The organism is Burkholderia sp. AU6039 (assembly GCF_002223365.1).
Classification (GTDB): domain Bacteria; phylum Pseudomonadota; class Gammaproteobacteria; order Burkholderiales; family Burkholderiaceae; genus Burkholderia.
Genome location: NZ_NKFK01000003.1, coordinates 475,540 through 501,513, shown reverse-complemented (window position 1 = coordinate 501,513; position 25,974 = coordinate 475,540). Strand labels below are relative to the sequence as shown.

22 protein-coding genes and 1 tRNA gene are annotated in these 25,974 nt (G+C 66.6%); 7 read left to right on the top strand and 16 right to left on the bottom strand.

Going from position 1 to position 25,974, the window contains the following annotated elements; translation table 11 throughout:
• Positions 1 to 12 precede the first annotated feature (12 nt).
• A complete protein-coding gene (gene waaC, locus CFB39_RS04885; RefSeq protein ID WP_089472325.1) occupies positions 13 to 1,011 on the bottom strand; it encodes a lipopolysaccharide heptosyltransferase I in 999 nt (332 codons plus the stop codon).
• Between the two features lie 171 nt (positions 1,012 to 1,182).
• Between waaC and CFB39_RS04880 the strand changes: the two genes are divergently transcribed.
• On the top strand, positions 1,183 to 2,742 hold the full coding sequence (locus CFB39_RS04880) for a chloride channel protein (protein WP_089472324.1): 1,560 nt from the start codon (positions 1,183 to 1,185) through the stop codon (positions 2,740 to 2,742).
• A 116-nt stretch (positions 2,743 to 2,858) separates the two neighbouring features.
• Here the strand turns inward: CFB39_RS04880 and CFB39_RS04875 are convergent, their stop codons facing one another.
• The 5 genes from CFB39_RS04875 to CFB39_RS04855 form a co-directional block, all read right to left on the bottom strand.
• A complete protein-coding gene (locus CFB39_RS04875; protein WP_089460559.1) occupies positions 2,859 to 3,260 on the bottom strand; it encodes a YXWGXW repeat-containing protein in 402 nt (133 codons plus the stop codon).
• A gap of 160 nt (positions 3,261 to 3,420) precedes the next feature.
• Positions 3,421 to 3,675 (bottom strand): cell division topological specificity factor MinE, encoded by a 255-nt coding sequence (gene minE / locus CFB39_RS04870; RefSeq protein ID WP_006476634.1) that lies wholly within the window; start codon positions 3,673 to 3,675, stop codon positions 3,421 to 3,423.
• A gap of 12 nt (positions 3,676 to 3,687) precedes the next feature.
• A complete protein-coding gene (gene minD, locus CFB39_RS04865; protein ID WP_046545140.1) occupies positions 3,688 to 4,503 on the bottom strand; it encodes a septum site-determining protein MinD in 816 nt (271 codons plus the stop codon).
• A 59-nt stretch (positions 4,504 to 4,562) separates the two neighbouring features.
• Entirely contained in the window at positions 4,563 to 5,348 is a 786-nt protein-coding gene (minC, locus tag CFB39_RS04860; RefSeq protein ID WP_089472323.1) for a septum site-determining protein MinC, read from the bottom strand.
• 169 nt (positions 5,349 to 5,517) lie between these two features.
• Positions 5,518 to 6,030, bottom strand: a complete 513-nt coding sequence (locus CFB39_RS04855; protein ID WP_174968547.1) for a GNAT family N-acetyltransferase — start codon at positions 6,028 to 6,030, stop codon at positions 5,518 to 5,520.
• Between the two features lie 670 nt (positions 6,031 to 6,700).
• On the opposite strand from CFB39_RS04855, the gene CFB39_RS04850 reads away from it, so the two are divergent.
• Positions 6,701 to 7,861, top strand: a complete 1,161-nt coding sequence (locus CFB39_RS04850; protein WP_089472322.1) for an alkane 1-monooxygenase — start codon at positions 6,701 to 6,703, stop codon at positions 7,859 to 7,861.
• A gap of 102 nt (positions 7,862 to 7,963) precedes the next feature.
• Here CFB39_RS04850 and CFB39_RS04845 read toward each other — a convergent pair whose 3' ends face one another.
• The 3 genes from CFB39_RS04845 to serS form a co-directional block, all read right to left on the bottom strand.
• The gene (locus tag CFB39_RS04845; RefSeq protein WP_089472321.1) at positions 7,964 to 9,499 is read right to left on the bottom strand and encodes a methyl-accepting chemotaxis protein; all 1,536 of its coding nucleotides are present in this window, start codon (positions 9,497 to 9,499) and stop codon (positions 7,964 to 7,966) included.
• Positions 9,500 to 10,004: 505 nt separating this feature from the next.
• Positions 10,005 to 10,095, bottom strand: a tRNA-Ser gene (locus CFB39_RS04840).
• A 115-nt stretch (positions 10,096 to 10,210) separates the two neighbouring features.
• Complete coding sequence (gene serS / locus CFB39_RS04835) at positions 10,211 to 11,512, bottom strand: serine--tRNA ligase (RefSeq protein WP_089424732.1); 1,302 nt, start codon at positions 11,510 to 11,512, stop codon at positions 10,211 to 10,213.
• Between the two features lie 263 nt (positions 11,513 to 11,775).
• On the opposite strand from serS, the gene CFB39_RS04830 reads away from it, so the two are divergent.
• On the top strand, positions 11,776 to 12,042 hold the full coding sequence (locus CFB39_RS04830) for a DUF2164 domain-containing protein (RefSeq protein ID WP_047850576.1): 267 nt from the start codon (positions 11,776 to 11,778) through the stop codon (positions 12,040 to 12,042).
• 43 nt (positions 12,043 to 12,085) lie between these two features.
• Here CFB39_RS04830 and CFB39_RS04825 read toward each other — a convergent pair whose 3' ends face one another.
• The 3 genes from CFB39_RS04825 to CFB39_RS04815 form a co-directional block, all read right to left on the bottom strand.
• The gene (locus CFB39_RS04825; RefSeq protein ID WP_089472320.1) at positions 12,086 to 13,396 is read right to left on the bottom strand and encodes a replication-associated recombination protein A; all 1,311 of its coding nucleotides are present in this window, start codon (positions 13,394 to 13,396) and stop codon (positions 12,086 to 12,088) included.
• Positions 13,397 to 13,574: 178 nt separating this feature from the next.
• Complete coding sequence (gene lolA, locus CFB39_RS04820) at positions 13,575 to 14,264, bottom strand: outer membrane lipoprotein chaperone LolA (protein ID WP_089472319.1); 690 nt, start codon at positions 14,262 to 14,264, stop codon at positions 13,575 to 13,577.
• A 46-nt stretch (positions 14,265 to 14,310) separates the two neighbouring features.
• Positions 14,311 to 16,620 (bottom strand): DNA translocase FtsK, encoded by a 2,310-nt coding sequence (locus tag CFB39_RS04815; RefSeq protein WP_089430739.1) that lies wholly within the window; start codon positions 16,618 to 16,620, stop codon positions 14,311 to 14,313.
• Positions 16,621 to 17,061: 441 nt separating this feature from the next.
• Here CFB39_RS04815 and trxB point away from each other — a divergent pair, with 441 nt between their 5' ends.
• The 3 genes from trxB to CFB39_RS04800 all read left to right on the top strand — a co-directional run bounded on the left by trxB (position 17,062) and on the right by CFB39_RS04800 (position 19,551).
• A complete protein-coding gene (gene trxB, locus CFB39_RS04810) occupies positions 17,062 to 18,024 on the top strand; it encodes a thioredoxin-disulfide reductase (RefSeq protein WP_089472318.1) in 963 nt (320 codons plus the stop codon).
• Positions 18,025 to 18,161: 137 nt separating this feature from the next.
• Positions 18,162 to 18,941 (top strand): Smr/MutS family protein, encoded by a 780-nt coding sequence (locus CFB39_RS04805; protein ID WP_089424726.1) that lies wholly within the window; start codon positions 18,162 to 18,164, stop codon positions 18,939 to 18,941.
• Positions 18,928 to 19,551: a trimeric intracellular cation channel family protein gene (locus CFB39_RS04800; protein ID WP_039343458.1), complete on the top strand. Its 624-nt coding sequence runs from the start codon at positions 18,928 to 18,930 to the stop codon at positions 19,549 to 19,551. The genes CFB39_RS04805 and CFB39_RS04800 overlap by 14 nt, the downstream gene beginning before the upstream one ends.
• Before the next feature lie 87 nt (positions 19,552 to 19,638).
• Here the strand turns inward: CFB39_RS04800 and CFB39_RS04795 are convergent, their stop codons facing one another.
• The 4 genes from CFB39_RS04795 to CFB39_RS04780 all read right to left on the bottom strand — a co-directional run bounded on the left by CFB39_RS04795 (position 19,639) and on the right by CFB39_RS04780 (position 24,042).
• Positions 19,639 to 20,757, bottom strand: a complete 1,119-nt coding sequence (locus tag CFB39_RS04795) for an ABC transporter ATP-binding protein (RefSeq protein WP_089472317.1) — start codon at positions 20,755 to 20,757, stop codon at positions 19,639 to 19,641.
• 112 nt (positions 20,758 to 20,869) lie between these two features.
• Positions 20,870 to 21,727, bottom strand: coding sequence for a carbohydrate ABC transporter permease (locus CFB39_RS04790; protein WP_011544828.1), 858 nt, complete (start codon positions 21,725 to 21,727; stop codon positions 20,870 to 20,872).
• Complete coding sequence (locus tag CFB39_RS04785) at positions 21,717 to 22,655, bottom strand: carbohydrate ABC transporter permease (protein WP_039343490.1); 939 nt, start codon at positions 22,653 to 22,655, stop codon at positions 21,717 to 21,719. Before CFB39_RS04785 ends, CFB39_RS04790 begins: the two co-directional genes overlap by 11 nt.
• 139 nt (positions 22,656 to 22,794) lie before the next feature.
• On the bottom strand, positions 22,795 to 24,042 hold the full coding sequence (locus CFB39_RS04780; RefSeq protein WP_069247370.1) for an ABC transporter substrate-binding protein: 1,248 nt from the start codon (positions 24,040 to 24,042) through the stop codon (positions 22,795 to 22,797).
• Between the two features lie 432 nt (positions 24,043 to 24,474).
• Here CFB39_RS04780 and zwf point away from each other — a divergent pair, with 432 nt between their 5' ends.
• Complete coding sequence (zwf, locus tag CFB39_RS04775) at positions 24,475 to 25,944, top strand: glucose-6-phosphate dehydrogenase (protein WP_089472316.1); 1,470 nt, start codon at positions 24,475 to 24,477, stop codon at positions 25,942 to 25,944.
• Positions 25,945 to 25,974: the final 30 nt, after the last annotated feature.

The following is a 25,974-nucleotide window of genomic DNA, read 5'->3' as shown; positions in this document are numbered from 1 at the left end:
CACCCCGCTTCGTCAGGCGGTCATCCGCGCGCGCAGCGCGCCGTAGGCCGGGCTGACCGTACCGATCGCGTCCAGCGCCTCGTCGACCGACGGCATCATGCCCGGCTCGCCGATCGACAGTGCATTCGGCGCGCCGCCGATCCCGCAATGATGGCGCGACGTCGCGACGAAAATCATCACGGTCGGCCGCTGCAGCGCGTGCGCCATGTGTACGAACCCCGTATCGACCCCCACCACGAGCGCAGCCCGGCCGAGCGCGGCGCCGAGCTCGCGCACCGTCATCGCGGGCAGCACGACCGAACCCGGCGCGCGTGCGGCGATGTCCTGCGCATCGTCATGCTCGGCAGCCGATCCCCACGGCAACAGCACGCGTAGGCCACGCGCCATCATCTGCGTGGCGAGCGCGGCCCAGTGGTTGGCCGGCCATTTCTTGTCGGGGTTGGACGTCGCATGGAACAGCAGCATGAATGGGGCGCCATCGGTCACGGCGGCCGGCAGGTTCACGTCCCGCGGCGGGACGATGCCGTACGTGGCCATACCCTCGGGGGCGTAGCCGAGCGCCTCGCCGGCGCTCACGCGCATCCCGTGCCACGCGTCGCAGTCCGGCCGCGGGCCAAAACGATGCGAATACGCGAAGCGTGCGCCCGTTTCTCCGAGATCCTGCGTCTGGTAGCCGACGCGGCGCGCGGCGCGCGCGAGCGCCGAAATGATCGCGCTCTTGTAGACGCCGTGCAGGTCGATCACCGCATCGTAGCGATGCGCCCGCAGCGCGCCGATCGACGCCGTGATCGCCTTCAGGTCGCCGCGACTGCGCATCTTCTTGAAGCGGCGCAGCGGCGCGCCCAGGACACGGCTGACGCCCGGATGCCAGCGCACGACCTCCGCGCACGATTCATCCACCGCCCAGTCGACCGTTATGCCGGGAAAGGCGCGATGCAGATCCGCGACGACGGGTAACGTCTGGACGACGTCGCCGAGCGACGTCACTTTCACGATGAGGATACGTTTCACGATGTGTGGGGATAGGCAAGCCAATTTGGCATGCTAACGATGGTTACCCATCGCGAACATTACGCTAACATTACTTTTGCAACAAAATGCATCTCGTTGGTGGGCTATTGTCGCACCCCGCACGCATGCCGTTCTTTTTATAATTCGATCTTTGCCTACCGGCCCGCGTCGATGCCACGCCCCGCTCTTCCCGCCCTGTTTCCCGCTCTTACCCGTCGTTCGCTGAGGATCTGGCGCCAGTACGGCGTGTTCTGGCTCGGTGCGATCGTCGTTGGCCTCGCGGCCGTGCTCTACGCGCGTCTGATCGACTGGGGTTACGAAACCTTCCGCACGATGCGCGATCACGCCGCGTGGCTGCCGCTGCTGCTGACGCCGGCCATCGCCGCGCTGTCGGTATGGATCACGCGGCGCTTCTTCCGCGGCGCCGAGGGCAGCGGCATCCCGCAGGTGATCGCGACGCTGCACGCGCGCCCGAGCGCGTTCGGCTCCCGGCTGCTGACGCTGCGCATCCTGTTCGGCAAGGTGCTGGTGTCGTTCCTCGGCATCCTGGGCGGCTTCACGATCGGCCGTGAAGGGCCGACCGTGCAGGTCGGCGCGGCGCTGATGTTCAACCTGCGACGCTTCTACCCGCGCTCGAACGCGCAGATCGAACGCCAACTGGTGCTCGCCGGCGCGGCGGCCGGGCTGTCGGCCGCGTTCAATACGCCGCTCGCGGGAATCGTGTTCGCGATCGAGGAACTGACGCGCAGCTTCTCCGCGCGCGCGAGCGGCGTGCTGATCACCGCGATCATCCTCGCCGGCGTCGTCGCGCTCGGGCTGAACGGCAACTACACGTATTTCGGCACGATCGATGCCGGCCCCCATTTTCCGAAACTGCTCGCGCTCGCCGTGCTGGTCACCGCGATCGTCACGGGGATCGCAGGCGGCCTGTTCTGCTGGCTGCTGCTCAACACGGGACGCTGGCTGCCCGCGCAGCTGCTGGGCCTGTATCGCGAGCGGCCGATCAGGTTCGCCGCGCTGTGCGGCTTCGCGATCGCCGTCGTCGGCCTCGTATCGGGCGGCACGACCTTCGGCAGCGGCTATGCCGAGGCGCGCGGCCTGCTCGACGGCAGCCAGCATCTGTCGGTGTTCTATCCGTTCCTGAAGATGATTTCGATGGTGGCGTCGTACCTGCCGGGCATCCCGGGCGGGATCTTCGCGCCGTCGCTGTCGATCGGCGCCGGGTTCGGCAACCTGTTGCATCTCGTGTTCAGCAACATGAGCCTGCCGATGCTGATCGCGCTCGCGATGGTCGGCTACATGGCGGCCGTCACGCAGTCGCCGATCACCTCGTTCGTGATCGTGATGGAGATGATCAACGGTCACGCGCTCGTGATTTCGCTGATGGCCACCGCGCTGGTGTCGAGCCGCGTGTCGCGCTTCTTCGCGCCACCGCTCTACGAAACGCTCGCCCTGCGCTATCTCGCGCCGCCCGTCACGGCCGCCGAACCGACTGCGGCAACCGCGGCGAGCGCGGCGGCGGCAACCGGCGTCACCGAGCCGCAGGATGCGGCCGCGGCGCCCGCCGATCCGCTCGACACGCTGCGCGACGAAGGCGGCAAGGGCGACGAAGCGTCCCCCGCCACCGTGCCGGCCGAAGGCGCAGCACATGCACCGGCGCCGCACGACGACGAGCCGGCCGCAGCCGGGACGCACGACCCGGCACAGCGTGGCCCGCGCGACGCTCAGTAGATCACGACGGGCGCCGGCCGGTAGTACACGGGCCGCGCCGGCACGACGATGCATCCGGCCAGCGTGATCGCGACGAGTGCGATGGCGATTGCGGTTCTTTTCATCGTCCGGCTCCATCAGGCCCAGTGACCACGGGTCCAGAACCAGTTCGGACCGCGCTGGTCCCAATGGCCCGGCACCCATTGCATACCGACGCGCTCGGCTTCCCAGTGACCGCCGATCCACACGTAGCGGCCATGCTCCCAGTGCCAGTGCCCGCGATCCCACACGTAGCCCACGCGCGAGGCCGGCACGACCTCGTAGCGCACCGGCGGCGGCGCGTTCGGCGCGACGATCACGACTTCCTCGGTGCGCACGGCGACCGGCTCGGCGACGACCATGCGGCCCTGCGGCACGATCACGGGAGTGCCGACGAGAATCTCGTCCGCATGCGCGGCAAGCGGCGCGACGACGGCTGACAGGCTCGCGGCAAGCAAGGCGAGCGAAACGATACGACGTTGAACGGTAGAGACAGCCATCACAACCTCCTGGTTGAACAAGTTACGCGAGCGTATTCGTTCAATGCGGGAGGCGCGGTAACGGCCGACAGACGCCGTGTTACGGCATGCCCGAAAGTGCAACAGGGCGTAAGACGCGCACGGCGGCGAGTGCCGCCGTGCGGAGGGATACCTGCAACGGTCAGGCTTGCGGGATCTCGATCTTCACTTCGAGGACTTCGAGATCGTCCTGGCGCTCGAGGCTCACGCGGATGTCATCGTCCGAAATATGGACATACTTCGAGATGACCGCGACCAGCTCCTTCTGCAGCGCCGGCAGGTAATCGGCCGGCGGCCGGCCGCCGACGCGCTCGTGCGCGATGATGAGCTGCAGGCGCTCCTTCGCGACCGATGCGGACTTTTTCTTCTCGCCGAGGAGAAACGAAAGGATGGACATGGGCGGCCTCCGTTACTTGCTGCCGAAGAGGCGCTGCAGCAGGCCCGGCTTCTGGTAATCGGTGAAGCGCAGCGGCTTGTCTTCGCCGAGGAAACGCGCGACGACGTCCTTGTACGCTTCCGCCACGTCGGTACCGTCGATATGCACGGCCGGCAGACCCTGGTTCGATGCATGCAGCACGGCTTCCGACTCGGGCACCACGCCGATCAGCTTGATGCGCAGGATCTCGCTGATGTCCTCGAGCGACAGCATCTCGCCTTCGCTGACGCGCTTGGGGCTGTAGCGCGTGATCAGCAGGTGTTCCTTGATCGGATCCTTGCCTTCGGTCGCGCGCTTCGTCTTCGACGACAGGATGCCGAGAATGCGATCCGAGTCACGCACCGACGACACTTCCGGGTTCGTGACGATCAGCGCTTCGTCCGCGAAGTACATCGCGTGCAGTGCGCCCGCCTCGATACCGGCCGGCGAATCGCAGACGATGTATTCGAAGTCCATCGCGACCAGGTCGTTCAGCACCTTCTCGACGCCGTCACGCGTGAGCGCATCCTTGTCGCGCGTCTGCGACGCCGGCAGGATGAACAGGTTCTCGCACTTCTTGTCCTTGATCAGCGCCTGGTTCAGGTTCGCTTCGCCCTGGATCACGTTCACGAGGTCGTACACCACGCGGCGCTCGCAGCCCATGATGAGATCGAGGTTACGCAGGCCGACGTCGAAGTCGATCACGGCCGTCTTGTGGCCGCGCAGCGCGAGACCGGACGCAAAGCTCGCGCTCGTCGTCGTCTTGCCCACGCCGCCCTTGCCCGAGGTCACCACGATGATTTTTGCCATTTACCCAATACCCTGTGTTCGTCAATGAGAGCCGATCGATCCGGAGCGCTCCGCGTGTTTTACGTCAGGCGCAGCGGTTCGATCATCAGTTTTTCCTCTTCGAGCCGGATCTGCACCGATTTGCCCAGTACTTCGGCGGGCAACGGGTTCTCGGTTGTTCGATAGATACCCGCGATCGAAATCAGTTCCGGCTCGAGACACGTGCAGAAAATGCGCGCGTCGTGATTGCCGTGCACGCCCGCGAGTGCGCGGCCGCGCAACGGCGCGTAGATGTGGATATTGCCTTCCGCGATGATCTCCGCGCCGTGACTGACCGGCGCGAGCACCACGAGGTCTCCTTTCGCGTAAATCTGCTGCCCCGAACGCAACGGCCGGTCGATCACCAGCGTCTGCCCACCGGCCTGCACGGGCGTCGGCGCGGGCTCCGACGGCTGTTCGGGCGCCGCTGCGGCTGCCGCAGCGGTGGCGGGCTCGACGGCTGGCACTGCCGCCGGTTCCGCTTCGTCGGCAGGTTTTGCGGCCGGCGCGCGGCGATCGCGCGCCTCCAGCAACGGCAGGCCGGCTTCCCCCGCCCAGCCCTGCGTTGCCAGTGCGACGACGCCCACCGGACGCATCCGCACGTCGTTCAGCATCTGGCGGATGTCCGCGAGCGCGACGCGTTCGCCGTCGGCCAGGCGGCGGACGTCGATCGCGACGACATCGTCGGCGAAAAACTCGGGAGTCGCTTCGAAGCGCTTGACCAGTTCGGTACGCAACGCGTCGAGATCGGTCGTCTTCACGGTGAACAGCAACGTATCGACCGATCCGCTGCGCAGCTCGAAGAATGGCGATTTTTTAAGCGACATGGACACTCTGCAAAAATTTTTTGCGTATTTTACAGGCGTCCACGCGTGCGGCCATTATTTTTGGGGAACCGGGTGGCGGCGGCCCGGGCGGGCGCGCAACCGGCATGCGGGCAGGCAAGCGGGCGACCCCATCCTCATCGCGCCGTGCGGCCCGCGTTCTGACGTCACGTCAGTGCTTCATCTGCGATACGTACAGCGATTTCATCGCGCCGGGCATCCGTGCGATCGGCGCGTGTTCGCCGGTATTGCCGAAACCCGCCCGCTCGTAGAAGCGGATCGCGTTGCGGTTCGCATCGGCAATCCACGCGTAGACGTCCTGGGCACCGCGCTCGGCGAGCCAGGCGGTGGCCGTCTCCAGCAGCAGCACGCCGCCGCGCAGATGACGCACCGCGTGCGCCACCCACAGCTCACTGACGAACGCACGCCGATCGGGCGTATTGTCGAAATACGCGCCGATCATGCCGGCCGGATGGCCTTCGGTATACAGCAGGAAAGTCGTCGACTCGTCGGACACGGCGCGCTGCGCGGCAATCGCCGACGCCGCGTCCGTTTCGACGTTCAGCAATTCGGCCTCCGGCGCTTCGCCGGGCGCGTAGGGCTCGCGCAGCGATGCGGCGCGGAGTTCGCGATACACGCCGCCCTGGTCGGCAACGATACGACGAACGGTCAAGGTCGAACTCATGCAGGCACAGCCCCCTTCGGACAGCAAGCTACTAGCTTCAACCGAAAGCGGGGCATGAGTCAAATCGTTATTTTCAAATGACAGCGCGAATCGAAAGGCAGCACGCACCGCCGGCGGCCAGTCGGCCCGTTCGTGTGCAGGTGCAGCATCGCGATGCCGATGCGTGCCGCCGAAAGACGGTTGCGGCGGCCTCGTTCGACGCATGCCGGCAGTCGCCTTGCGACATGCGGCAGTTGCCCGTCAGAGCCCGTGGATTTCAGCGCGAAAGCCGTAATGATCCGTAAGATTGGAGACCCCGGAAATAGATATCACGGGCACCTGCCGCCCTCTCGATATTGCATTGCAACATTTGTTGCGAACCCGTGGCGCCGACACCCGCACGCGTCACGACACGCCATCCGTCTGACAAACCGTGTCGGCCGTACGGGTCGATCCGGTGTTCCCCGCATGTTTCAATCAGCGTGCGCGGGCCCTTCCCTGCCTGCGCCGCACACGCCCGTCCGTTTGGAGCCGCGCGCCTAGTGCCGGAGTTTGGCAACCGTGCGCGTGGGTCGTATAACAGGCAGAACCGGGTGACGATCCGGCTCGACCGCGCGTGCTTCGCGGACCAACGAAAATTCGAACAATCGTACAGGCGGCCGCCCTCGGGCCGGCCGGCAGGAGGGAGGCAATGGCAATGACCCACGGATCGGCTTCGGGCTGGTCGGATGGCAAGCGTTACCTGTGGCTGCTCGGCGCGCTGACGATCACGCTGCCGATCCTCGCCGCCCAGCTCGCGCTGTCGACGGGCCTGCACGTATTCTGGTGGTTCGGCCCGCTGTTCGCGTTCGGCGTGATCCCGATCCTCGACACGCTGATCGGCGACGATCGCGACAACCCGCCCGAGGACGTCGTGCCGCGTCTCGAACGGGAGCGCTACTACCGGTTGATCGTCTATCTCGCGACCCTCGTCGAATATGTCGCGTTCTTCGCGTGCGTCTGGATCGTCGGCACGCACGCGCTCGCCTGGTACGACTACGTCGGCTTCGCGCTGTCGCTCGGCGCCGCGACGGGCATCTCGATCAATACCGCGCACGAACTCGGGCACAAGACCAACCGCTTCGAGCGCTGGCTCGCGAAGATCACGCTCGCGCCGGTCGCATACGGCCACTTCTACGTCGAGCACAATCGCGGGCACCACGTGCGCGTCGCGACGGCGGAGGACCCGGCGAGCGCGCGCTACGGCGAATCGTTCTGGGCATTCCTGCCGCGCACCGTGACCGGCAGCATCCGCTCGGCGTGGCGGCTCGAGAAGGCCCGCCTCGAACGGCTCGGGCATTCGCCGTGGACCTGGCGCAACGAAGTGCTGCACGCGTGGGCGATGACCGTCGTCGTGTGGGGCATCGCGATCGCGATGGCCGGCAAGGTCGTGATTCCGTTCCTCGTGATCCAGGCCGTCTACGGCGCGTCGCTGCTCGAAGTCGTGAACTACGTCGAGCATTACGGGCTCGGCCGCCGCAAGCTGCCGAACGGCCGCTACGAACGCTGCACGCCGCAGCATTCGTGGAACAGCAATCACGTCGTCACCAACCTGTTCCTGTACCAGTTGCAGCGGCACGCCGACCATCATGCGAATCCGACGCGCTCGTACCAGGCGCTGCGCCACTTCGACGATGCGCCGCAACTGCCGGCCGGCTACGCGACGATGATCCTGTTCGCGTACGTGCCGCCGCTCTGGTATCGCGTGATGAATCCGCGCGTCGTCGCGCACTACGGCGGCAACATGGCGCAGTCGAACATCAAGCCGTCGATCCGCGCCCGGGTGCTCGCGCAGTATCCGGCCGCGGCGTGATCGCGGGGGACGGGCCGGGATCGATCGGCACAGGCGCGCCGCTGAAAGCCGACGCCGCGCCGGCCCCGGTTCCCTCGAAGTCTGGCGCGACGGCCGCCGCCATCACGCCATTTCCGGCAGCCTGAACACGGCCACCGCATGGCGCAGCGCGCTCGCCTGCTCGGCCAGCGCCTGCGTCGCGGCCGAGGCCTGCTCGACGAGCGCCGCATTGCGCTGCGTCGCTTCGTCCATCTGCGTCACCGCGATGTTCACCTGCTGGATGCCGCCGCTCTGCTCCTGCGACGCGGACGAGATCTCGCCGACGATCGTCGTGACGCGTTGCACCGCGCCGACGATCTCGTGAATCGATTCGCCCGCCCGGCCGATCAGCACGGCGCCCTCGTCGACCCGCTTCGTCGACTGCTCGATGAGCCCCTTGATCTCCTTCGCCGCGGCTGCGCTGCGCTGCGCGAGCGTGCGCACTTCCGCCGCGACGACCGCGAAGCCGCGCCCCTGTTCGCCCGCGCGAGCCGCCTCGACCGCTGCGTTCAGCGCGAGGATGTTGGTCTGGAACGCGATGCCGTCGATCACCGCGATGATCTCGCCAACCTTGGCGGAGCTGTCGGCGATGCCGTTCATCGTGCCGACGGCATCCGTCATCACGCCGCCGCCCGCCGCCGCGATGTTCGACGCGTCGTGCGCCAGTTGCGCCGCATGCTGCGCGTGCTCGGCCGACTGGCGGACGATGCCCGTGAGTTCTGTCATGCTGGCGGCCGTCTCTTCGAGCGACGCGGCCTGCGCCTCGGTCCGCGCCGACAGGTCATGATTGCCCGACGCGATCTGGGCGCTCGCCGTCGCGACGGCTTCGGCGTGCGTACGCACTTCGAGCACGACGCCCGACAGGCTCGTCTGCATCGTCTGCAACGCGCGCAGCAGATCGGCGATCTCGTCGCGGCCGGCCGCGTCGACGTCGCGCGTCAGGTCGCCTTCGGCGACGGCCTGCGCGCACGCCACCGCACGGTCGAGCGGACGCAGGATCGCGCGGCTGAACAGGAACGCGCCCACCATCGCGACGCCAAGCACGACCAGCATCAGCACGAGGCTCGCGGTCGTGGCGTGCTGCGCGTCGCGGCTCGCCTGCGCCGACACCGCGGCGCTCTCGTCGGCGATCGACTTCGCGGCCCGCTCCAGCAGCGCCGCCGGCTCGCGGTCCACGCCCGCCACCGCGGCATCGCCCGCCGACGGCTCGAAGCCGGCCGCCTTGAACGCGTCGAACCCGCGCCGGTAACCCTCGCCCATCGCCGTGTGCGCGCGCATGAACTGCTCGACGAGCGAGCGGCTCTCGCCGGGCGGCAACTGGTGAACGAGCTGCGCGGCGAGCGTGTCGACCGTCCGCTCGCGCGTCTGGAACGCCTGCCAATACTTGTCGAGCTTGTCGGGCTGCTTGCCGCGCAACAGCGTGTCCTTCCATTCCTGCACTTGCAGCTTGAACTGTACGAGCGTGGCCGACACGAGCCGTTCCTCGCCGACGTTCGTCTGCACGTCGTCGGCAAACGTATCGATCGACCGATTGAGAATGTGGATACCGTACAGCGCGCCACAGAACATCAGCAGCAGCGCGACAGCGAATGCGAGGGGAATCTTGTAGCTCAGCTTCATGGGACCTTGAATCGACGGGGAACGATGCGATCCGGCACGAGCGCCGGCCGCCGCCCCGTGTTAACGGCCCGGGAAGCGCGGGCTTAAAGCTGAAGAAAGCAGTAAAGACCGGACGTGCATAACGAGGCCGGTCAGTGCGATCAGGTCGAATGCGTCGCGCGCGGCCCGATTGTCGCGCCCCATCCAGCGGCGCACGACGACGATCGACGGTACGCCGAGTACGATCCTCGCGATCACGTTGTACAGGTAGTGGCGCGGCCACCTTGGGTCGGCGTCGGCACGATCATCGCGGCATTCAGCACGATCGATGCTGCGTTTGCCATTCAGCGCGGCTGTATCGAGGACGCGGCACGATCATGCATGCGGTGGGCGCCCCCGCATCTGCACGATCCGAATTGCCGAAGGTCGAGCTGTTGCCACTACAACGGCTTGCGACTCGACGCACGCACCGCGAACCCAAAACGAAAAACCCCTTGATCCTTCCGGATCAAGGGGCTTCGTATTTTGGCGGAGAGGGTGGGATTCGAACCCACGGTACGGGGAAACCGTACGCCTGATTTCGAGTCAGGTACATTCGACCACTCTGCCACCTCTCCTTCCTTGCTGCATCTCGCGGCTGGTCGTTTCCGCGAGAAAAAGATTATAAGACGATCGCTTCGCAGCTGACAAGCCCTTTCTGCAATTTTTTTTGCGAGGGCTTTGACGGCCGCGTTACGACGCCTGTGCCGGCGCGTCGATACGCTCGATGCCGCCCATGTACGGACGCAGCGCTTCCGGCACCGTGACCGAGCCGTCCGCGTTCTGGTAGTTCTCCAGCACCGCGACGAGCGTGCGGCCGACGGCGAGACCCGAACCGTTCAGCGTATGCACGAGCTCCGGCTTGCCCTGCGCATTGCGGAAACGCGCCTGCATCCGGCGCGCCTGGAACGCTTCGGTGTTCGAGCAGCTCGAGATCTCGCGATAGGTGTTCTGCGCAGGCAGCCACACTTCGAGGTCGAACGTCTTCGCGGCCGAGAAACCCATGTCGCCCGTGCACAGCGTGATCACGCGGTACGGCAGGCCGAGCTTCTGCAGGATCGCTTCTGCATGGCCGACCATCTCGTCGAGCGCGGCGTACGACGTTTCCGGCGCGACGACCTGCACCATCTCGACCTTGTCGAACTGGTGCTGGCGGATCATGCCGCGCGTGTCGCGGCCGTACGAACCGGCTTCCGAGCGGAAGCACGGGGAATGCGCGGTCAGCTTGATCGGCAGGGCGGACGCGTCGACGATCGACTCGCGCACGGTGTTGGTCAGCGAGATTTCCGACGTGGAGATCAGGTATTGCGTGACCTTGTTGTCCTCGCCGCCCTTCTCGACGCGGAACATGTCGTCCGCGAACTTCGGCAGCTGGCCCGTGCCGTACAGGATCTCGGGGTTCACGATGTACGGCGTATACGTCTCGGTGTAGCCGTGCTGCTGCGTGTGCGTGTCGATCATGAACTGCGCGAGCGCGCGGTGCAGGCGCGCGATCGAGCCGCGCAGCATCGTGAAGCGCGCGCCGGCGAGCTTCGCGCCGGTCTCGAAATCGAGGCCGAGCGGCGTGCCGACGTCGACGTGATCCTTCACCTCGAAATCGAACTGGCGCGGCGTGCCCCAGCGGCGCACCTCGACGTTGTCGGCTTCGTCCTTGCCGACCGGCACGCTTTCATGCGCGACGTTCGGCATGCCCAGCATCAGGTCGGACAGGCGCGCCTGGATCTCGCCGAGCTTGGCTTCTCCCGCCTTCATTTCGTCGCCGATCCCGCCGACCTCGGCCATCACGGCCGACGTGTCCTCGCCCTTCCCCTTCATCGCGCCGATCTGCTTCGACAGGCTGTTGCGGCGCGCCTGGAGCTCTTCGGTACGGGTCTGGATCGCGCGGCGTTCCGCTTCGAGCGCGGAGAAGGCGGCGATGTCGAGGGTGTAGCCGCGATCGGCGAGGCGCTGGGCGACGCCGTCGAGGTCTTTGCGCAGCAACTGGATGTCGAGCATGGGAGGACTTGGAGAATCGTTGTGTAAGACGGGAATTCTAACGCACCGCGGGGCTGCCACGGCACTGGCCGGACGGACAATGCTGCAAACGGGCGATGACCGTGGCGCGACGGCCATGGCAGTATCGCAGTGCCGGACCGCCCGTCGGCGCCCGCGAAATCGCGCGGCATCGACGCGCCGCGGATCGCGAAACACCCGGGCGTGCCCGCCGCAACGCATCGAACGAGGCACGCGCCCCCCGTCACAACGACTCAAGGACCCCGATGGCCATCGAACTGGAGAAGGACGTACGCGACCGCGCGATCGCGTCGCTGCAACGCTATTTCACAGAAAACATGGATGAGCCGATCGGCAATATCCAGGCAGGTGCCCTGCTGCACTTCTTCGTCGAGGAAATCGCGCCCGCGATCTACAACCTCGCGATCGCGGATGCACAGCAGAGCCTGCACGCCCGCGTCACCGAACTCGACATCGAGTGCCATCAGGAGCCGTTCGGCTACTGGAAGAAGCAGCCGGCCCGCAAGCGCTGACGCGTTCGCGGCACCGGCGCAGGCCGCGCCGGACGTTGCCCGGTCAGTCCTTCTTGCCGGCCTCGCGGTCGAGTTCGCGCAGCCACGCGAGCTTGTCGGCGATCTTCGATTCGAGCCCGCGCGGCACCGGCTGGTACCAGCGCGGCTCGCGCATCCCGTCCGGCAGGTACGTCTCGCCGGCCGCATACGCATTCGGCTCGTCGTGCGCGTAACGGTAGGCGTGACCGTAACCGAGTTCCTTCATCAGCTTGGTCGGCGCGTTGCGCAGATGCACAGGCACCTCGCGCGACTTGTCCTGTTTCACGAACGCCATCGCCTGGTTGAACGCGTTGTAGCCCGCGTTGCTCTTCGCCGCGCACGCGAGATAGATCACCGCCTGCCCGAGCGCGAGCTCGCCTTCCGGCGAGCCGAGGCGCTCGTAGGTTTCGGCCGCGTCGTTCGCCACCTGCAGCGCGCGCGGATCGGCGAGGCCGATGTCTTCCCACGCCATCCGCACGATCCGCCGCGCGAGATACTTCGGATCAGCGCCGCCGTCGATCATCCGGCAGAACCAGTACAGCGCGCCGTCCGGGCTCGAACCGCGCACCGACTTGTGCAGCGCCGAGATCTGGTCGTAGAAGTTGTCGCCGCCCTTGTCGAAGCGCCGTGCGTTCAGCGTCATTGCGCTGCTGACGAATTCGGCATCGATCGTCGCGGTGCCGGCCGACGTGGCCGCCGTCTGAGCCTGCTCGAGCAGGTTCAGGAAGCGCCGCGCGTCGCCGTCCGCATAGCCGACCAGCGTATCGATCGCCTTGTCGTCGAACGACAGGCCGTCGAGTGCAATTTCCTGTGCACGCTTCAGCAACTGGCGCATCTCGTCGTCGTCCAGCGACTTCAGCACGTACACCTGCGCACGCGACAGCAACGCCGAGTTGACCTCGAAGCTCGGGTTCTCGGTCGTCGCGCCGATGAAGGTCACGAGCCCCGACTCGACGAACGGCAGCAACGCGTCCTGCTGCCCCTTGTTGAAGCGGTGGATTTCGTCGACGAACAGGATCGTGTGGCGGCCGGTGCGGTTCAGCGTGTCCTTTGCCTGCTCCATCGACTCGCGGATGTCCTTCACGCCGCCGAGCACCGCGGACAGCGCAATGAACTCGCAGTCGAACGCGAGCGCGGTGAGCCGTGCGAGCGTCGTCTTGCCGACGCCGGGCGGCCCCCACAGGATCATCGAATGCGGCTTGCCCGATTCGAACGCGAGCCGCAGCGGCTTGCCTTCGCCCAGCAAATGCGTCTGGCCGATCACCTCGGCGAGCGTCTTCGGCCGCAGCGCCTCGGCGAGCGGGCGGCGCGGCTCGACTTGAAACAGGTCGGACATGAACCCTCGCTCCACATCAAACGATGGCGGCCGAACCGGCCGCCGGACCCGACATTATGACAGCCGCGCGAAAGCACCGCCGCGCCTGGTACCCGGCACCCGGTGCCCGCGCCCAGAAACAACAAGGGCCTGCCGTCGCCGGCAGGCCCTTCGGTGAGACAGCAGCGCGCGGCGCCGGTCAGCCGGTAATCACGTCGGCGCCCTTCGGCACGACGAACTTGAACGTATCGCCCTTCAGCGGCGGATTCGTCTGGATGTTCGTGAACGTCAGCAGCGTGACGTTGCCGAACACGTCGTGCAGTTCCATCGCGGCGAGCGTGCCGTTCTTGAAGCCGATGCCGATCCGCTGGAACTGCGTGTCCTGCGCCTTCGGCAGCATTTCGAGCCACTCGATGCCGCCCTTTTCGCCGGCATCGCGCAGTGTGTAGTTCTTCTCCAGATCGTTGCTGCCGAACAGGATCGCGGCGGGGCTCGCGCCCAGCGCGCCGTTCAGCTTGCGCTCGGTGACCTGGTTCAGGTCGCGGTCGTACACGTAGAGCTTGTCGCCGTCGGCCTGCAGCACCTGCTGGTACGGCTTCTGGTACGTCCAGACGAACTTGCCCGGGCGTGCGAACACGAACGTGCCGCTCGAATTGTCGGTGGGCTTCGGCACGGCCTGCGCGGCGCTCGCGCCCTTCGCCGGGGCCTTGACGATCTGCTGCGTGAAGTCGCCCTTCGCCGAACGCACCTGCGACACGAACGCCTTCAGTTGCTCGGTGCCGCCCGCGAACGCGTGCGTCGCCGCGAGCATCAGCGAGGCGCCGGCGAGCGCCGCGCCGAGCCAGCGCCGCGTCGAACGAAGGGACATTGCGAACGAATGTTGCTGCATATTGCGGTTTTCTCCCTGGGTGGCCGGCGCTGCGAACGCCGCGGACTCATTCCGCGTCGCGCGCCGGCACAAGAATTTCGCGGTTGCCGCTCGACGACATCGCCGACACGAGCCCCGACTGCTCCATCTGCTCGAGCAGCCGCGCCGCGCGGTTGTAGCCGATCCGCAGGTGGCGCTGCACGAGCGAGATCGATGCGCGGCGGTTCTTGATGACGATCTCGACCGCCTGGTCGTACAGCGGATCAGACTCCTCGCCGCCTTCGCCGGTTCCCGCGCCGGCCGAGCCCTCGTCGCCGTCGGCGGTGCCGCCTTCGAGCAGGCCCTCGACGTAGTTCGGCTCGCCCTGCTCCTTGAGCTTCTCGACGACGCGGTGCACTTCGTCATCTGCGACGAACGCGCCATGCACGCGCACCGGCAGCCCGGTGCCCGGCGCCAGGTACAGCATGTCGCCCATCCCGAGCAGCGATTCGGCGCCCATCTGGTCGAGAATCGTGCGCGAGTCGATCTTCGACGACACCTGGAACGCGATCCGCGTCGGCACGTTGGCCTTGATCAGGCCCGTGATCACGTCGACGGACGGACGCTGCGTCGCGAGGATCAGGTGGATGCCGGCCGCGCGCGCCTTCTGCGCGATCCGTGCAATCAGTTCCTCGACCTTCTTGCCGACGACCATCATCAGGTCGGCCAGCTCGTCGATCACCACGACGATGTTCGGCAGGCGGCCGAGCGGCTCCGGATCGTCCGGCGTCAGGCTGAACGGATTCGGCAGCTTCTCCTCGCGCTTCGCGGCCTCGTCGATCTTGTTGTTGTAGCCCGCCAGGTTGCGCACGCCGAGCTTGCTCATCAGCTTGTAGCGGCGCTCCATCTCGGCGACCGTCCAGTTCAGCGCGTGGCCGGCCTGGCGCATGTCGGTGACGACCGGGCACAGCAGGTGCGGAATGCCTTCGTAGACGCTCATTTCGAGCATCTTCGGATCGATCAGGATCAGGCGCACCTGGTCAGCCGTCGCCTTGTACAGCAGCGACAGGATCATCGCGTTGATCCCGACCGACTTGCCCGAGCCGGTCGTGCCGGCCACCAGCAGGTGCGGCATCTTCGCGAGATCCGCGCACACCGGCTTGCCGCCGATGTCCTTGCCGAGGCTCAGTGTCAGCGCCGACGACGCGGCCGCGTACACCTCGGAACCGATGATCTCGGACAGGTGCACCGTCTGGCGGCGCTGGTTCGGCAGCTCGAGCGCCATGTAGTTCTTGCCGGGAATCGTCTCGACGACGCGGATCGACACGAGCGACAGCGAGCGCGCGAGATCCTTCGCGAGATTGACGATCTGGCTGCCCTTCACGCCGGTGGCCGGTTCGATCTCGTAGCGTGTGACGACCGGGCCCGGATAGGCGGCGACGACGCTCGCCTCGACGCCGAAATCCTTCAGCTTCTTCTCGATCAGGCGCGACGTGAACTCGAGCGTGTCGGCGGAAATCGCCTCCTGCGCCTTCGGCGCGGGATCGAGCAGCGATACCGCGGGCAGCGTCGAATCGCCCGGCAGGTCGGTGAAGAGCGGCACCTGGCGCTCGCGCTCGACACGCTCGGACTTCGCCGGCGTGACGACCGGCGGCACGATCGTCACGGGCTCGTGATCCTCGATGCGCACGCGCTCCTCTTCGACCTTGCCTTCGCGACGCACGGCCGCGGCCTCGCCGAGCTTGCGGTCGCGCTCGGCCTCGCGGCGCAGCTTCGCGACGTTGACGGCGGACAGGATCGCGCCGCCGACACGCTCGGCGACCGACAGCCACGAGAAGCGGAAATACAGCGACAGGCCGATCGCGAGCGCGATCAGCAGCAACAGCGTGCCGCCCGTGAAGCCGAACGCATGCGACATCGCACCCGCGACGGCCTCGCCGACGACGCCGCCCGGCGCGCGCGGCAACTGCACCTTCAGCGACCACATGCGCAGCGCCTCGATGCCGTCGCACGCCAGCACGACGAGCACGAACGCGAGGATTTCGGTGAGCCAGCCGATCGGCCGCTCGGGTTCGTCCGAGACCGCCTCGTGGCGCGTGATGCGACGATAGTTGACGGCGATGCGCCGCGCGAGCGGCACGATCAGCCAGTAGGCCGACAGGCCGAACAGCAGCAGGATGATGTCGGCCGTCCACGCGCCGACGCGGCCGGCCCAGTTCGTGATGTGATCCACCTGGGCGGCGTGCGTCCAGCTCGGATCGCGCCGGCTGTAGCTCAGCAGGGCCATCACCAGAAATGCGCAGAGCGCGACCTGGAGAATCCAGCGGATCTCCGTGAGGAGCTTCGACATCCGGTGCGGCAACGCCTGTGCCTGGGCGGAATAAGGAGCTTTTGCCATGAATCCGTATAAAGAGGACGGGCCGTGCGCCCGCCTGTCGTTCGATCCCGCTTATTGTAAACGCTGCACCGGGCCGCCAAGTGTAAATGACGGTTACATAACAGGGCCGGGGCGCCGACGACCCCGCGGGTGCATTTCCCGGCAGCCCTTTTCGCCGTGGTACGGCCGCCCCCGTCGGGCACCGCCGCGACGCCCCTCGAGCCGGCGCCAGGCCCCGCTGCACACGTGCGGCAACGCGCCGGCGGGCGCCCTGCCCACCCCGCGTGCGCGGCCGTTGCACTGCCCGACACTATCGCGACGATTGAAACTCTCGTTCGGCAACGCAGCAACGGGGCCTTTATAATGCGCGTCTGATACCCATCTATGACGGCATCCCGGTCAACCCGGATCGTACGGCGAGCCCTACCCCGCCCGCCGCGGCCGCCTTTTACGGATTCGCACATGTCCACGCCCAAACACGCCAAAGTCCTGATTCTCGGTTCCGGCCCCGCCGGCTACACGGCTGCCGTCTACGCGGCACGCGCCAACCTGTCCCCGGTGCTGATCACCGGCATCGCGCAGGGCGGCCAGCTGATGACCACGACCGACGTCGAAAACTGGCCGGCAGACGCGAAAGGCGTGCAGGGTCCGGAGCTGATGGCGCGCTTCCTCGAGCACGCCGAGCGCTTCAACACCGAAATCGTGTTCGACCACATCCACACCGCGAAGCTGCACGAGCAGCCGATCCGCCTGATCGGCGACTCGGGCGAATACACGTGCGACTCGCTGATCATCGCGACCGGCGCGTCCGCGCAGTATCTCGGCCTGCCGTCCGAGGAAGCGTTCATGGGCAAGGGCGTGTCGGCCTGCGCGACCTGCGACGGCTTCTTCTATCGCGGCCAGGAAGTCGCGGTGATCGGCGGCGGCAACACGGCCGTCGAGGAAGCGCTCTACCTGACGGGCATCGCGAAGAAGGTCACGGTGATCCACCGCCGCGACAAGTTCCGCGCGGAGCCGATCCTGATCGATCGCCTGCTGGAGAAGGAAAAGGAAGGCGCGGTCGTGATCAAGTGGGATCACGTGCTCGACGAAGTGACCGGCGAGGATTCGGGCGTCACGGGCCTGCGCATCAAGAACGTGAAGACCGGCGCAACGGAAGACCTCAACGTGCAGGGCGTGTTCGTCGCGATCGGCCACAAGCCGAACACCGACCTGTTCCAGGGCCAGCTCGAGATGAAGGACGGCTACATCCTGACGAAGAGCGGCCTGCACGGCAACGCGACGTCGACGAGCGTGCCGGGCGTGTTCGCCGCGGGCGACGTGCAGGACAACGTGTACCGCCAGGCGATCACCAGCGCCGGCACGGGCTGCATGGCCGCGCTCGACGCGCAGCGCTACCTCGAAAGCCTGCACGACAAGAAGTAAGCCGCGAGACCTGTCGCGCCGGGCGCTACAATGGCGTCCGCTGCCGCGAAGCGGGTCTGGCCGGACAAGCCGCTGCCGCCGTGCAGCGGCTTTTTTTTGCCCGCGCGCCCGAACGCGCCTGCCCTGCGTACCGAATCATGGCGAAGAACCAGCCCCATCCGAGCGATCCCGCGAAGCGGCAGATCGCCGCCCGTCCCGCGAACCCCGCGCCCGTCGCGCCGGCGCCCGCCCCCGATCCCGCCGCGTTGCGCGGCCAGGGGCTCGCGGGCCTCGGCGCGCTGCGCAAGTCGCTGCAAGGCGAAGCCGATCGCCGCGACCGCGAGCGCGTCGAAGCGGCCAAGGCCGAGCGCAAGGCGGAAGCCGACGCAAACCTGTTCCGCAACGAGATCGGCGCGATCCGCCCGCTGAACGCGCCGCCGCGCGCGGCGGCCGGGCGCACACCGCCCGACCCGGTGCCGAAGCAGACGCAGCGCGACGAGGAAGCCGTGCTGAACGCGACGTTGTCCGACGAATTCGATCCCGAGACGCTGCTCGACAGCGACGACTCGCTGTACTACCACCGCCCCGGCATCAGCCGCGACGTCGTGCGCAAGCTGCGCAGCGGCGCGTGGATCGTGCAGGCGCAGATCGACCTGCATGGAATGCGGCGCGACGAGGCGCGCGACGCGCTCGCCGAGTTCATCCGCGAAGCCGGCAAGAAGGGGCTGCGCTGCCTGCGTGTGATCCACGGCAAGGGGCTCGGCTCGATCGGCAAGGAGCCGGTGCTGAAAGGCAAGGTGCGCGCGTGGCTCGTGCAGAAGGAAGAAGTGATCGCGTTCTGCGAGGCGCGCGGCCACGACGGCGGCGCGGGCGCGGTGCTGGTGCTGCTGCAGCCGTTCGCGGCACCCGGTGACCGGGGGCCGCGTGCCGCATCCTAGGCTGACGCTCGCGATCGCGGTACTGGAGGCGATCGCCACGCTGGCCTTTGCGATCTCGGGCTTCATCGAGGCGCGCAAGAACCGCCTCGACTCGGTCGGCACGTTCGTCGTCGCGCTCGCCACCGCGTTCGGCGGCGGTACGCTGCGCGACATCCTGCTCGAGCGCCGGCCGTTCTACTGGGTCGTGCACGACGACTACGTGATCGCGATCTTCGTGCTCGCGCTGTTCGCGCCGTTCGTGCTGCGGATGCTGTCGCGGCTGTCGGCCGAGCGGTTGCTGCTCGTCGCCGATGCGATCGGGCTCGGGATCTTCAGCATCTCGGGCACGGCGATCGCGCTCGATGCCGAGATGCCGCGCTTCATCGCGGTGATGATGGGCGTGATCACGGGCGTGGTCGGCGGGATCGTCCGCGACGTGCTGTGCAACGACATCCCGCTGATCCTGCGTGATTCGCGGCCGTACGCGACCTGCGCGTTCGTCGGCTGCTGGTTCTACCTGCTGCTCGTATGGCTGCAGTTCGATTCCGTGTACAGCGTGCTGCTCGCGACCGGCTTCATCCTCGTCGCGCGGCTCGCGACGTTCAAGTTCGACGTGCGGCTGCCGCACTGAGCGCCGTCGCGGCATCGACCGTCGCGCCAAAACAAAGGGGCCGTCCGAAGACGGCCCCTTCTTGCTTCGTTCAGCGCTCGCGCGATCTCACGCGATCCGCTCTTCCGACGCCGGATCGAACAGCACCGCCTTCGACACGTCGAACAGCAGCGACAGCGTCTGGTCGGGCTGCGGATTCGCGGCCGGATGCACGCGGCTCACGATGCGCTTGCCGTTCACCTGCGCGAACACGTGGGTGTCCGGCCCGGTCGGCTCGGTCACGTCGACGCGCACGTCGAACGGCTGCAGGTGCGACGCGTCGCCGTTGTGCGCATGGCGCACGTCGGTGATGCGCTCCGGGCGCAGGCCGAGGATCACCTCGCGGCCGACGTGCGACTTCAGCTTCGCCGCATCGAACGGCAGGTTCAGCACGCCGCGCTTGACGCCCGTGTCGACTTCAAGCGCGATCCCGCTGCCCTGCTCGACCAGCTTGCCGTTGATGAAGTTCATCGGCGGCGCGCCGATGAAGCCCGCGACGAACAGGTTCGACGGCGAATCGTAGATCTCCTGCGGCGCGCCGAACTGCTGGACCACGCCGTCCTTCATCACCGCGATCCGGTCGCCGAGCGTCATCGCCTCGATCTGGTCGTGCGTCACGTAGACGATCGTCGTGCCGAGGCGCTGGTGCAGCAGCTTGATTTCCGCGCGCATCTCGATGCGCAGCTTCGCGTCGAGGTTCGACAGCGGCTCGTCGAACAGGAACAGCGACGGATCGCGCGCGAGCGCACGGCCCATCGCGACACGCTGGCGCTGGCCGCCCGACAGCTGGCCCGGCTTGCGGTCGAGCAGGTGCTGGATCTGCAGCATCTGCGACACGCGGTCGACGATCTGCTGCTGTTCGCTCTTCGGCACCTTGCGGATGTTCAGGCCGAACGAGATGTTCTCGCGCACCGTCATCGACGGATACAGCGCGTACGACTGGAACACCATCGCGATGTCGCGATCCTTCGGCGACAGGTCGTTGACGACCTTGCCGTCGATGCAGATCTCGCCGCTCGTCACGGTCTCGAGCCCGGCGATCATGTTGAGCAGCGTCGACTTCCCGCAGCCCGACCCGCCGACCAGGATCAGGAACTGTCCGTCCTCGATCTCGATGTCGACACCCTTCAGGACCGGCACCCCGTTCGGGTAGGTCTTGTACACGTCACGGATGGAAAGGCTTGCCATGCTGTGAATCCTCTGTCTCGTCTCGCGCGGCGCGCTCCGGCGCCGCGTCGGGTTCGTTTCGATGCGCCGCGCGCGAGGCGCGGCCGGTTCGTCGTATCGGATGAAGCCGCGCTTACCCCTTCACCGCGCCCGCCGTCAGCCCGCGCACGAAGTAGCGGCCGGCGACGATGTAGACGAGCAGCGTCGGCAGTGCGGCGATGATCGCGCCGGCCATGTCGACGTTGTATTCCTTCACGCCCGTCGACGTGTTGACGAGGTTGTTCAGCGCAACCGTGATCGGCATCGAATCGACGCCGGAGAACACGATCCCGAACAGGAAGTCGTTCCAGATCTGCGTGAATTGCCAGATAAGGCACACCATGAAGATCGGCAGCGACACGGGCAGCAGGATCTTCGTGAAGATCGTGAAGAAGCCCGCGCCGTCGATGCGCGCGGCCTTCACGAGCTCGGCCGGCACGCTCACGTAGAAGTTGCGGAAGAACATCGTCGTGAACGCGATGCCGTACACGACGTGCACGAACACGAGGCCCGGAATCGTGTTGGCGAGGCCGAGCATCCCCTGCAGGCGCGCCATCGGCAGCAGGATCACCTGGAACGGGATGAAGCAGCCGACCAGCATCATCGTGAACAGCGCGTCGGCGCCGCGGAAGCGCCAGTGCGTGAGCACGTAGCCGTTGAACGCGCCGATCAGCGACGAGATCAGCACGGCCGGGATCACCATCTGCAGCGAGTTCAGGAAGAACGGCTTCATGCCGTCGCAGCGCACGCCGGTGCACGCGCCGCTCCAGGCCTTCACCCACGGGTCGACGGTCCACGTGGTGGGCGGCGTCAGCAGGTTGCCGGTGCGCAGCTGGTCGAGATCCTTGAACGACGTCGACAGCATCACGTAGATCGGAAACAGGAAATACAGCGCGAACAGGATCAGTGCCGCATAGATCACTGCCCGGCTGATCGTCATCTTAGGCTGCATTGCGGGTGCTCCTCGATTCCATATACATCAGCGGCACCAGCACCGCGACCACGGTCGCGAGCATCATCACCGAGGACGCCGCGCCGAGCCCGAGCTGGCCGCGGTTGAACGAAAACGTGTACATGAACATGGCCGGCAGCGACGACGACGTGCCCGGGCCGCCCGCCGTCAGCGCGACGACGAGGTCGAAGGTCTTGATCGTGATGTGGCAGAGGATCAGCAGCACCGAGAAGAACACCGGGCGCATGCTCGGGATCACGATCTTGCGGTAGATGGTCGGCAGCGTCGCGCCATCGACCTGCGCGGCCTTGAAGATCTCCGCGTCGACACCGCGCAGCCCCGCGAGGAACAGCGCCATCACGAAGCCGGTCGACTGCCACACGGCCGCGATCACCACGCAGAAGATCGCCTTGTCCGGATCGTCGAGCCAGCCGAACGAGAAGCTCGTCCAGCCCCAGTCGTGCATCACCTTCTCGAGGCCGAGGCCCGGGTTCAGGATCCACTGCCACGCGGTGCCGGTGACGATGAACGACAGCGCCATCGGGTACAGGAAGACCGCGCGCAGCGCGCCTTCGTTGCGGATCCGCTGGTCGAGCAGGATCGCGAGGAACAGCCCGAGCGCGACGCAGATCACGATGAACGGAATCCCGAACCAGCCGAGGTTCGCGGCGGAGGTCCACCACACGTCGTTCTGGAACAGGTCCGAGTAACGGCCGAAGCCGTCGAATTCGTAGTTCGGCAACAGCCGCGAATTGGTCAGCGACAGATAGCCGGTAATCAGGATGAAGCCGTAGATGAACACCACGGCGATCGCGACGCTCGGCGCAAGCACGAGCTTCGGGATCCAGCGGTCGGCGAAGGCCGACATCGGCGACGTACGCCGTGCGGCGGCAGCGCCGGATCCGTTTCCGCTAAGAGGGGCAGCCACTTGATTCGACTCCTGGAACGAGGGCGACGCAGGCCGGGCCGGCGCCGGGTACGGCACGGGCTTCGCGGGCGAGCCCGTTTGCTGCGCATGCAAAAACGCCCGGCCGATGAAGCGTTTCCGGCCGGGCGCCTGTCGCGCGTTACTTGACCTTCGCGGCCTTCGCGAGCGCGGCGACCGCGCTCTTCGAATCCTGCTGCGAGTTCATGAACTTCGTCACGACGTCCGTGATCGCGCCGGCGGTCGCGTCGCTCTGCGCCATCCCGTGCGCGAGCGACGGGACGAAGCCGCCCGACTTGATCGCGGTCTGCTCGTCGGCATACGACTTCTTCGCGCAGTCGTCGAACTTGTCCATCTTCACGCCGAGGCGGACCGGCACCGAACCCTTCAGCAGGCTGAACTGCTCCTGGAAGTCCGGCGTCATGATCGTCTTCGCGAGCGCGAGCTGGCCCGGCGTCGCGTTCTTCTCGCCCTTCTGCTGGAAGAACACGAACGAGTCGACGTTGAACGTGTACGAATTCGCGGTGCCCGGCACCGGCGCGCAGACGTAGTCCTTGCCCGCCTTCTTGCCGGCGTTCTCGAACTCGCCCTTCGCCCAGTCGCCCATGAACTGCATGCCGGCCTTGCCGTTGATGACCATCGCGGTCGCGAGGTTCCAGTCGCGGCCGTTACGGCCGGTGTCGAAGTAGCCCTGGATCTTGCGCACCGTGTCGAACACGGACAGCATCTGCGGCGAGGTCAGCGTCGCCTGGTCGAGGTCGACCAGCGCCTTCTTGTAGAACGCCGGGCCCTGCGACAACACGACGTCTTCCCACAGCGTCAGGTCCTGCCACGGCTGGCCGCCCATCGCGACCGGCTGGATGCCCGCGGCCTTCAGCTTGTCGGCCACCGCGAAGAATTCAGGCCAGGTGGTCGGCACCTTCGCGCCGACCTTGTCGAGCGCGGCCTTGTTGATGTACAGCCAGTTCACGCGGTGCACCGAGAACGGCGCCGCGACGGTGTGGCCCTTGTACTTGATGATCTTGTCGATTTCCGGCGGCAGGTTCTGCTTCCAGTCGCCGGCAGCGGAATCGATGTTGACGAGCACGCCCTGGTCGGCCCAGTCCTGGATCAGCGGGCCCTTGATCTGCGCGGCCGACGGAGAATCGCCGCTGATCACCTTGGTCTTCAGCGCGGTCATCGCCGCGGCGCCGGCGCCGCCCGCGACCGCGAAGTCCTTCCACACGTAGCCCTGCTTCTGCACGTCGTCCTTCAGCACGCCGACGGCCTTCGACTCGCCGCCCGAAGTCCACCAGTGCAGCACCGTCACGTTCTCGGCTGCCTGCGCCGCCACGGCGCCGGCCATCAGACCTGCGGCGCAGAGCGCGCCCATGATCGAGCGAACTTTCATTACTTATCTCCTCCAGACTGAATCAACTCGTGAGGTTCCCTTGAGCGGGAACCGGCTTCTTGATAACGACGGGGAAATCGAGCCGCGGGACGCATGCAGCGTACGGGGCCGATGACCGGCCGGGCTCTTACAGAAAGCGTGAATCGAGATTCAACGGCGTGTCTCCTCTTGGTGTTTCTGGCCCGCCGCGGTGATGCGGCGCGAGCCCGGGGCCGACGTCGCGCGGACGATGCGCGCCGTCAATGTCCGATAACATTCGGCACAAGGCGTTCCCGAAGGCGAAGCTCGCGCAGTTCATCGACCGCACTTCTTTTTTTCTTCACCCAGGTGCTACCCCTTGCGGCGGATTGTAGTTAAACTACAATTCAGTGTCAAAAATATTTTTATCGCACTACGGATCGCTTCCGAGCACCCCCAACCCGGCGGAGACACATGCATACCGATTCCAGCTTTACCTTCGTACTTTTCGGCGGCACCGGCGATCTGTCGATGCGCAAGATCCTGCCTGCGCTGTTCGAAGCGCACCGTGCGAACATGCTGGCGGAGAGCGGCCGGATCGTCGCCGTGGCGCGTCATGAATCGGATCGGGCGTCCTATCTCGAATGGGTCGACACGCACGTGAAGCCGCACGCGGCCAAGGCCGCCGGCAAGGCGTTCGACGAAGCTGCGTGGAAGTCCTTCCTCGATCGCATCGAGTACGTGCACCTCGACCTCGGCCGCGCGGAAGACTACGTCGTGCTGCGCAACGCCGTGGCATCGCTGCCCGGCATCCGCGTGTTCTATCTCGCGACGGGCCCGTCGCTGTTCGTGCCGATCTGCAAGGCGCTCGCGTCGGTCGGCCTGAGCGAAGGCTCGCGCATCGTGCTCGAGAAGCCGCTCGGCTACGACCTGAAGTCGTCGAACGCGATCAACGACGCGGTCGGCGAGATCTTCGCGGAAGGCCAGATCTACCGGATCGACCACTACCTCGGCAAGGAACCGGTGCAGAACCTGCTTGCGCTGCGCTTCGGCAATGCGCTGTTCGAGCCGCTGTGGCGTCGCGAATGGGTCGAGAGCATCCAGATCACGATCGCCGAGGAGCTCGGCGTCGAGGCACGCGGCGATTTCTACGACAATACCGGCGCGCTGCGCGACATGGTGCAGAACCACCTGCTGCAGCTGCTGTCGATCGTCGCGATGGAGCCGCCGCATTCGATGGATTCGGATTCGGTGCGCGACGAGAAGCTGCGCGTGCTGCGCGCGCTGAAGCCGGTCGATCCGCGCGACATCGGCAAGGTGGCCGTGCGCGGCCAGTATCATGCGGGCGTGATCAAGGGCGCGCAGGTGCCGGCCTACGCGACCGAACCGGGCGTGAAGCCCGACAGCCAGACCGAAACCTTCGTCGCGCTGAAGGTCGAGATCGAGAACTGGCGCTGGGCCGGCGTGCCGTTCTTCCTGCGCACCGGCAAGCGGCTGGCCGATCGCGTCGCGGAGATCGTCGTCAATTTCCGCCCGGTGCCGCATTCGGCGCTCGGGCCCACCGCGCTGCGTCCCGGTTCGAACCGCCTCGTGATCCGGCTGCAGCCGAACGAGACGATCCGCCTGTACTGCCTCGCGAAGCAGCCCGGCGAAGGGATGAACCTCGCGAGCGTGCACCTCGACCTCGCGTTCGACCAGTTCTTCAAGGAAGGGCAGATGGAGGCGTACCAGCGCCTGCTGCTCGACGTGATCAACGGCCGTCTCGCCCTCTTCGTGCGCCGCGACGAACAGGAAGCCGCATGGCGCTGGGTCGAGCCTATCCTGAACGAATGGGCACGCACGCTGAAGCCGCCGAAGCCGTATGCGGCGGGCACGTGGGGGCCGGCCGCGGCGAGCGCGATGCTCGCGCAGCACGACACCTGCTGGCTCGAAGAAGAGAACTGATGCAAACCGTTGCCGCGCACGCCACCGTAC

Excerpts from the sequence above, each read along its gene's own strand:
- CFB39_RS04880 (WP_089472324.1), top strand. The coding sequence starts at position 1,183 with ATGCCACGCCCCGCTCTTCCCGCCCTGTTTCCCGCTCTTACCCGTCGT.
- CFB39_RS04875 (WP_089460559.1), bottom strand. The coding sequence starts at position 3,260 with ATGGCTGTCTCTACCGTTCAACGTCGTATCGTTTCGCTCGCCTTGCTT.
- minE (WP_006476634.1), bottom strand. The coding sequence starts at position 3,675 with ATGTCCATCCTTTCGTTTCTCCTCGGCGAGAAGAAAAAGTCCGCATCG.
- minD (WP_046545140.1), bottom strand. The coding sequence starts at position 4,503 with ATGGCAAAAATCATCGTGGTGACCTCGGGCAAGGGCGGCGTGGGCAAG.
- minC (WP_089472323.1), bottom strand. The coding sequence starts at position 5,348 with ATGTCGCTTAAAAAATCGCCATTCTTCGAGCTGCGCAGCGGATCGGTC.
- CFB39_RS04855 (WP_174968547.1), bottom strand. The coding sequence starts at position 6,030 with ATGAGTTCGACCTTGACCGTTCGTCGTATCGTTGCCGACCAGGGCGGC.
- CFB39_RS04850 (WP_089472322.1), top strand. The coding sequence starts at position 6,701 with ATGGCAATGACCCACGGATCGGCTTCGGGCTGGTCGGATGGCAAGCGT.
- CFB39_RS04845 (WP_089472321.1), bottom strand. The coding sequence starts at position 9,499 with ATGAAGCTGAGCTACAAGATTCCCCTCGCATTCGCTGTCGCGCTGCTG.
- serS (WP_089424732.1), bottom strand. The coding sequence starts at position 11,512 with ATGCTCGACATCCAGTTGCTGCGCAAAGACCTCGACGGCGTCGCCCAG.
- CFB39_RS04830 (WP_047850576.1), top strand. The coding sequence starts at position 11,776 with ATGGCCATCGAACTGGAGAAGGACGTACGCGACCGCGCGATCGCGTCG.
- CFB39_RS04825 (WP_089472320.1), bottom strand. The coding sequence starts at position 13,396 with ATGTCCGACCTGTTTCAAGTCGAGCCGCGCCGCCCGCTCGCCGAGGCG.
- lolA (WP_089472319.1), bottom strand. The coding sequence starts at position 14,264 with ATGCAGCAACATTCGTTCGCAATGTCCCTTCGTTCGACGCGGCGCTGG.
- CFB39_RS04815 (WP_089430739.1), bottom strand. The coding sequence starts at position 16,620 with ATGGCAAAAGCTCCTTATTCCGCCCAGGCACAGGCGTTGCCGCACCGG.
- trxB (WP_089472318.1), top strand. The coding sequence starts at position 17,062 with ATGTCCACGCCCAAACACGCCAAAGTCCTGATTCTCGGTTCCGGCCCC.
- CFB39_RS04805 (WP_089424726.1), top strand. The coding sequence starts at position 18,162 with ATGGCGAAGAACCAGCCCCATCCGAGCGATCCCGCGAAGCGGCAGATC.
- CFB39_RS04795 (WP_089472317.1), bottom strand. The coding sequence starts at position 20,757 with ATGGCAAGCCTTTCCATCCGTGACGTGTACAAGACCTACCCGAACGGG.
- CFB39_RS04790 (WP_011544828.1), bottom strand. The coding sequence starts at position 21,727 with ATGCAGCCTAAGATGACGATCAGCCGGGCAGTGATCTATGCGGCACTG.
- CFB39_RS04780 (WP_069247370.1), bottom strand. The coding sequence starts at position 24,042 with ATGAAAGTTCGCTCGATCATGGGCGCGCTCTGCGCCGCAGGTCTGATG.
- zwf (WP_089472316.1), top strand. The coding sequence starts at position 24,475 with ATGCATACCGATTCCAGCTTTACCTTCGTACTTTTCGGCGGCACCGGC.